Below are 6,851 nucleotides of genomic sequence, written 5' to 3' on the forward strand. Positions count from 1 at the left end.
AATATGTTGAAGGTATTACTTATTCCAGCTTTAGATGATTCAAATATTGAACTTATTAAAAAGTCATGTCCTGATATGAATCTTTTAAAGGTAAACAAAGAAGATTTAACACAGGAAATGATTGATGAAGCCGATGTCATTGTAGGTAATCCACCAAGACAATTTAACTTGAATAGACCTACACTTAAAGCACTATTATTAAATAGTGCAGGTAATGATCAATTTCTTTTACCAAACATCTTAAATAGACAAACACTTCTTACAAATGCAAGTGGAAGCTATGGTCATGCCATCTGCGAACATATGATGGGAATGATCTTAAGTTTTAATAAGAATCTACGTTTCTATTATGATCGACAGAAAGAAGCAAGATGGACACCATTATTTACTGGTAGAGAAATTTATGGTTCAAATGTCTTATTACTTGGAGTAGGGGATATCGGTACTGAATTTGCGAAAGTATTAAAGGTACTTGGTGCCAATGTAACAGGATTAAGAAACTCTTATAAGGAACATCCAAATTGCGATGAAATCATTACTTCTAAAGAATTACATGATGTATTACCAAAGATGGATTATATTATTACTTCTTTACCAGCAACCAATGCAACATTCCATATGTTAAGCCATGATGAGTTCTCATTAATGAAAGAAGACGCTGTTGTATGTAATGTAGGTAGAGGCAGTGTGATTGATACTTATGCTTTATTAGAAGCATTAGACAATAAGTCTATTGGTGGGGCATTACTTGATGTTTTTGATGAAGAACCATTACCAGCTGATTCACCATTATGGAAAAATCCTAGAGTCATGATTACACCGCATTGTTCTGGTGGATACCATTGGAAGAGTGTACAGGATTACTATACGCAATTAGTCATTGGAAACCTCAATCACTTAAAGAACCAGGAACCATTAGAAAACCTTGTGAATAGAACAAAAGGCTATTAACAGTAGTAAAATGGACCCTGTAAAAAGGATACGATAAAAAAGGAAATATAAATATCCTGTTCATTTGAACATGATATTTATTATATAAACAAATATATTAAGCAATATTCGAAATAATACAAAAATATAAATAAAAGTGTTGACATTGAATGTGTTGTGATGTACCATTCAGATAAACCTAAGAGCGGGAGATAAAACTTTGTATAGGGCTGATAGAGAACCGGGGATGCTGGAAACCTGGTAGCACCACAATGACAAATGGACCTGTGAGGGCGAGGGGGAAAGGCAACGAGTATCCTGAGACGTGATGCAAACGTTATAATGCAAAAATGTGTTAGCATTTTATGAATCAAAAGGTGGCTTAAAGAGTAACATCTGTCTTTTGGGACAGGTGTTTTTTATTTACCTGCTAACAAGTTGGGAGGAACTCATATGAAGCGATGGCGTCATTGTTTGAATTGAATCAAAGAAAACAAAATTTATGAAAACAAAGAGGAACAGAACAATGAACAAATTATTAGGAACAGTATTAACTTCAGCATTAACAATTTCACTTTTAGCAGGATGTGGAACTTCTACTAGTAGTAAGAAGAAAGTAGGTATTATCCAGTTCATGGATCATACTTCATTAAATGAGATCAAGGATTCATTCGATAAAGAAATGAAAACTTTAGGATATGATGATAAGAATATCGAATATACATTCAAGAATGGTCAGGGGGACACAAATACTTGTGCAAGTATCGCCAATGATTTTGCCGGAAAAAATTTTGATTGTGTCATGGCAATTGCGACTCCTGCAGCACAGGCAGTTGCTAAACTTGCGACTAAGACACCAGTCGTATTTAGTGCAGTGACTGATCCTGTAGGGGCACAGTTGACTAGCTCATTATTTAAACCAGATAAGAATATTACTGGTACAAGTGATGAAGTACAGGTTGATCAGATTATTGATAAGGCATTAGAAATCAATCCAAATACAAAGACAATCGGTATGCTTTACAATAAAGGTGAAGCCAACTCAGTCACTAATATTAAAAAGGCAAAAGCTTATTGTGCTAAGAAGAATATTAAGATAGAAGAAGCTACAATTGCATCAGTCAATGAAGCACAGAGTGCTGTTAATGTATTAAATAGTAAATGTGATGCTATTTTTGCACCAAATGATAATACAGTAGCAAGTGCAATGAATGTAGTAAGTGATGCATGTAAGAAAGCAAACAAGCCTTTATATGTAGGTGCTGATTCAATGGTTAAAGATGGTGGTTTCTTAAGTGTTGGTATCGATTATAAAGAACTTGGTAAAGAAACTGCTAAAATCGTTGATAAAGTATTAAAGGGAAATAAAGTAGAAAATATCCCAGTTAAAGTATTTAAAACAAACTTAAAAATCTATGTCAATACAACTACAAAAGATAAATTAGGTATTAAATTACCAGAAAACATTACAAACGATAGTAAATATACAGAAATCTAAGGAGTTTTTATGAATAGTACAGTTATTCTTGGAGCCCTAGAGTTAGGCGGCATATTTGCCGTCTTATCTCTAGGCTTATATATTAGTTTCAAAGTTTTGAATATTCCAGACTTAACAGTGGATGGAAGTTTTACAACAGGATGTGCAGTGAGTGCTATGGTGGCAGTAGCAGGCTATCCAGTACTTGGCATGGTACTTGGATTTGTAGCAGGTGCAATTGCAGGGATGGTGACAGGTTTACTCATTACTAAACTTAATATTAATGAAATCCTAGCCGGAATCCTTACACAGACTGCTTTATACTCAGTGAATCTACGTATTATGCATCAGACACCAAATATCTCATTATTTAATCATAAGACAATCTTCAGCAATACAACTCAGTTTGAACCTTATGATAAATTATTGATTATTGGTGTGATTGTAATAGTGATTACCGTATTATTGAACTATTTCTTAAAGACACAGATGGGTCTTGCACTTAGAGCCTGTGGTGATAATGAAGCAATGGTACGTGCGAGCTCTATTGATACAGATAAGATGAAAATTATTGGTTTAGGTCTTGCTAATGGTTTAGTGGCTTTAAGTGGTGCTTTATTTACACAGCAGCAGGGCTATGCTGATATTACAAGTGGTATTGGTATGATGGTCATCGGACTTGCTTCTATTATTATTGGTTTGACATTCATTAAGAGTGATAAGGTTGCAATATGCTTAGTTGGTACGATTGTAGGGGCAATCTTCTATCGTTTTGCCTTAACAATTGCCTTATACTTAGGTCTTCCTTCAGGAGACCTAAAAATCCTATCAGCATTTATTGTTGTGATTGCGATTTCTTCCGCAACACTCAAGAGGAGGTTCAAGAAACATGCTTAATATAAAAGATTTAACAGTTGTATTTAATGAAGGGACTGTCAATGAAAAGAAAGCCATTGATCACTTATCTCTTCATCTTGAACCAGGAGATTTTGTGACTATTATCGGGTCTAATGGTGCAGGTAAATCTACTTTATTTGGTGCTATCTCTGGTGCTGTAGAAACAAAAGAAGGGACTATTGTCTTAGATGATAAAGATATCACTCATGAAAAGGAATATGTGAGAAGCCGTACCATTGGTCGCTTATTCCAGGATCCTTTAAGAGGAACAGCTCCTTCAATGACAATTGAAGAAAACCTCTCTTTAGCTTATCAAAGAGGAAAACATTTCTCACTTACACCCTTTACTCATAAACACCATGATGTCTTTGTAAATGCATTAAAGGACTTAGATATTGGCTTAGAAGACCGTTTAACAACTAAAGTGGGTACCTTATCTGGAGGACAAAGACAAGCTCTCACACTATTAATGGCAACTTTAGTTAAACCACAATTACTTTTATTAGATGAACATACTGCTGCACTTGATCCTGCAACATCTATCAAGGTGATGAAATTATCTGAAAGAATTGCGAAAGAACATCATATTACCACTATGATGATCACCCATGATATGGAAGATGCTCTTAAATATGGTAATAGAATCCTGATGATGAAGGATGGAAAAATCATTGCGGATATTGATGAAGAAACAAAAAAGAAAATGACTGTCGAAGAACTTGTAAGAAAATTTACTGAAACAGGAGAAGCGAATGACCGCGTTCTTCTTCACTAGACAAGGATGATCCTTGTCTTTTATAATGCATGAAAAAAAGCAGACTGAAGTCTGCTTAGAGGTAGTATTGCTGGAAATAACGTAATCTGATTAAGTCACAGATTGACATGATCTGGTAGTTGAAATCAATTGAATCAAACTTACCTGGTACATAAATCACTGTTGTATTTCCATTAAAACATGACTGTGTATATTTACGATTCTGCGTGATGAGTAATGAATATGCCTTTTTAAAGCTGCAATTATCATATTTCTTCATTTCTTCTAGACTACGTCCTGTAGCACTCACGAAGATGACAACATCATCTTCATTAAATTGAATAGGATCATACTTATGATAATGAATAAATGGACGTCCAAAAGAAATCATATCTGTCTGTAACTCTACGGCAATAGAACAAGGATATAAACCACCAAAGATAATAATACGTTTTGCTTTATAGAAATGTTCACAGATAGAAGTAATTGCGTCTGCAAGTACTTTTTCATCCATTGCTTTATCCATCTTCGCTAAGAATTTCTGAGGAGTTTCTCCAAATAATCTGACACGAATCTGATTCAAACGCAACTGATGATCAGCTTCTAATTTAAAACGGAAATCCTCATAAGTAGAGAATCCAAATGTTAATAAGAAACTATAAAGTTCTTCTTTTCTAAAAGCACCCTTATTTAAGAATTCTTCTTCTGACATCTCAAATATATCTAGATAGTTAAAGATAATGAAATTGCATATTTTATAATAGTAATCATTCTGCATCGCACCATTTAAATAAGTCAATATTCTACTAAGTAACAAACCCATTATATTCACGCCCCTTTAGGAATATTATATCATAGTTGTAATAATCTTTAGAAATAATTTTGTATTATGTTTTATTTTGTTTATAATGTAGAAAAAGGAGGTATATTTTATGCGTATTAAAGAACTACCATTAAGTGACATTCACTTTATTCCATCAGAATATACAGATCATCTCTATCATTCTATTATTAGAATAGGCTTTTCTTTTCCTATTAAGGTAAAAGAAACAGGTTGTGGCTATTTATGTGTAGATGGCAATAAGAGATTAACTGCTTTACGTGATATTTTAGAAAAAGATCCTTCATATAAAAGAGGAGATAAAGTCAAAGTAATTATAGTCAACAGTACTGATAATCGTTCTAATGACTGTTCTCGTGGAAGGAATACTCATTAATGAGACTGATAGATATATTTGTATTAAATAAATGTGGAAGTAAGAAACAGGCGAAGAAGGCCATTAAAAAGGGACTGATACAAGTCAACAATGAAATAGTTGATGAAGATATGGACATAACGGATGAAACAGTGATTTATGATTCTAAGATTCTTGATCCTCATCCCTTGAAATACTATATCATTCATAAACCATCAGGCTATGTATGTGCCAATAAGGATCCTCATGATCCCTGTCTTATCACTTTACTTCCAGATGAGAATCTTCATTATGTAGGACGATTAGACCGTGATACAACGGGTCTCGTTATTATGACTAATGATTTGAAATTAAGAAAAAGACTCACTCTTCCTGAATTTCATATACCTAGAACATATGCCTTTACTTGTTTAAAGCCTTTAAAGGATATTACACCTTTTAAAGAAGGTATTACTATTGATGGAGATGTAAAATGTTTACCTGCAATAGTAGAAATGATAAGTGAATATGAAGGTATCATCACTTTAGAAGAAGGACGTTATCATGAAATAAAGAAGATGTTCCTTTCTCTTAATAATAAGATTACATCACTTCATCGCATTATGTATGGAGATATTTCGTTAGGTGATTTAGAAAGTGGTACATATAGAATACTCACTCAAGAAGAAATCAATCATTTAAAAGATATCACAAGGAGGAGTTTATGCAATATATCAAAGAAATAGATATACATGGCTATACCCAGCAGGAAGCACGTAAGATGATAGATGCGGCTTTAAAGAAACCTGATGCATTGACTTTAAGAATTATCCATGGATATAATCAAGGACAGATTTTAGCTCAGATGGTGAGAAAAAGATATCGCAGTCATCCTCACGTACAAAGAATAGAATTATCTATGAATCCAGGTATTACAGATATTATTACTAAATAAGGAGGGAACTATAAGTAACTGAATATATCGACCATTGTGTTTGAATGTGTTTAAATATGCTCATAGGGGGAGCGTTAAAATGAACACATTAAATATCACAAATTATAAACCAATGGATTTTGCTGCACTTTTAGGCGTATTTGTTAAGATATTATAACGTTGAGATAGAGAAGGAACTTTAAAGGCAAACTGAACCCTAACTAATAAGCATTATTATACTTATAATCAGCATTTACTAAATCAAGTTGCATCTTTAAGATGGTTTTGTAATGTAAAAGAATTATTTGAATACCCACAAACCACAGGTTAGTGAAAATTAAATTTTATTAACGCCGATTAATAGGTGTTCATGAAGCTGAACATGATGCATGGATTTTCCATTTGTACTATAATTAGATTAGAAATCAGATGGAGAATTCATGCAGGATATTGTTTCAATACTTCATGTATTCTCCTGCAGGCTGTAAAGGGCTTCGTAAGTATAAAAAACTGATAGAAAGGGATGAGGAAATTGCTGAAGAGCTTCAGGACGGAAATAAATCCAACAGAGGGGCAGAAAGTCAGGATTCGTAAAACAATAGGTACTTGCAGATTTATCTATAATTTCTATCTTGCTCATAATAAGGAGCTTCATGAAAGTGGCAAAAAGTTTATGAGCAGCAG

9 protein-coding genes are annotated in these 6,851 nt (G+C 33.5%); 8 read left to right on the forward strand and 1 reads right to left on the reverse strand.

Annotation, left to right across the window (positions count from 1 at the left end):
* Window positions 1-3: 3 nt before the first annotated feature.
* The 4 genes from DW269_RS07360 to DW269_RS07375 all read left to right on the forward strand — a co-directional run bounded on the left by DW269_RS07360 (window position 4) and on the right by DW269_RS07375 (window position 4,079).
* Window positions 4-951 carry a D-2-hydroxyacid dehydrogenase gene (locus DW269_RS07360; RefSeq protein WP_117459193.1) on the forward strand — a complete coding sequence of 316 codons (948 nt, stop codon included), beginning with the start codon at window positions 4-6 and terminating at the stop codon, window positions 949-951.
* Window positions 952-1,456: 505 nt separating this feature from the next.
* The gene (locus DW269_RS07365; RefSeq protein ID WP_117459194.1) at window positions 1,457-2,428 is read left to right on the forward strand and encodes an ABC transporter substrate-binding protein; all 972 of its coding nucleotides are present in this window, start codon (window positions 1,457-1,459) and stop codon (window positions 2,426-2,428) included.
* 9 nt (window positions 2,429-2,437) lie between these two features.
* The gene (locus tag DW269_RS07370; protein WP_117459195.1) at window positions 2,438-3,304 is read left to right on the forward strand and encodes an ABC transporter permease; all 867 of its coding nucleotides are present in this window, start codon (window positions 2,438-2,440) and stop codon (window positions 3,302-3,304) included.
* A complete protein-coding gene (locus DW269_RS07375) occupies window positions 3,297-4,079 on the forward strand; it encodes an ABC transporter ATP-binding protein (RefSeq protein ID WP_117459196.1) in 783 nt (260 codons plus the stop codon). Before DW269_RS07370 ends, DW269_RS07375 begins: the two co-directional genes overlap by 8 nt.
* A gap of 55 nt (window positions 4,080-4,134) precedes the next feature.
* Here DW269_RS07375 and DW269_RS07380 read toward each other — a convergent pair whose 3' ends face one another.
* Complete coding sequence (locus tag DW269_RS07380) at window positions 4,135-4,881, reverse strand: MurR/RpiR family transcriptional regulator (protein ID WP_117459197.1); 747 nt, start codon at window positions 4,879-4,881, stop codon at window positions 4,135-4,137.
* 109 nt (window positions 4,882-4,990) lie between these two features.
* Here DW269_RS07380 and DW269_RS07385 point away from each other — a divergent pair, with 109 nt between their 5' ends.
* The 4 genes from DW269_RS07385 to DW269_RS07410 all read left to right on the forward strand — a co-directional run.
* Window positions 4,991-5,275 (forward strand): hypothetical protein, encoded by a 285-nt coding sequence (locus DW269_RS07385; RefSeq protein WP_055235062.1) that lies wholly within the window; start codon window positions 4,991-4,993, stop codon window positions 5,273-5,275.
* Window positions 5,275-5,979 (forward strand): pseudouridine synthase, encoded by a 705-nt coding sequence (locus tag DW269_RS07390; protein ID WP_117459199.1) that lies wholly within the window; start codon window positions 5,275-5,277, stop codon window positions 5,977-5,979. Before DW269_RS07385 ends, DW269_RS07390 begins: the two co-directional genes overlap by 1 nt.
* A complete protein-coding gene (locus tag DW269_RS07395) occupies window positions 5,958-6,188 on the forward strand; it encodes a Smr/MutS family protein (RefSeq protein ID WP_117459198.1) in 231 nt (76 codons plus the stop codon). Before DW269_RS07390 ends, DW269_RS07395 begins: the two co-directional genes overlap by 22 nt.
* Before the next feature lie 502 nt (window positions 6,189-6,690).
* Window positions 6,691-6,851, forward strand: a 161-nt coding sequence (locus DW269_RS07410; RefSeq protein WP_147580605.1) for a helix-turn-helix domain-containing protein, incomplete at its 3' end; no start/stop codon positions are given.

The sequence above is a fragment of the Catenibacterium sp. AM22-6LB genome, assembly GCF_003435615.1.
In the GTDB taxonomy this organism is placed as follows: domain Bacteria; phylum Bacillota_I; class Bacilli_A; order Erysipelotrichales; family Coprobacillaceae; genus Catenibacterium; species Catenibacterium mitsuoka_A.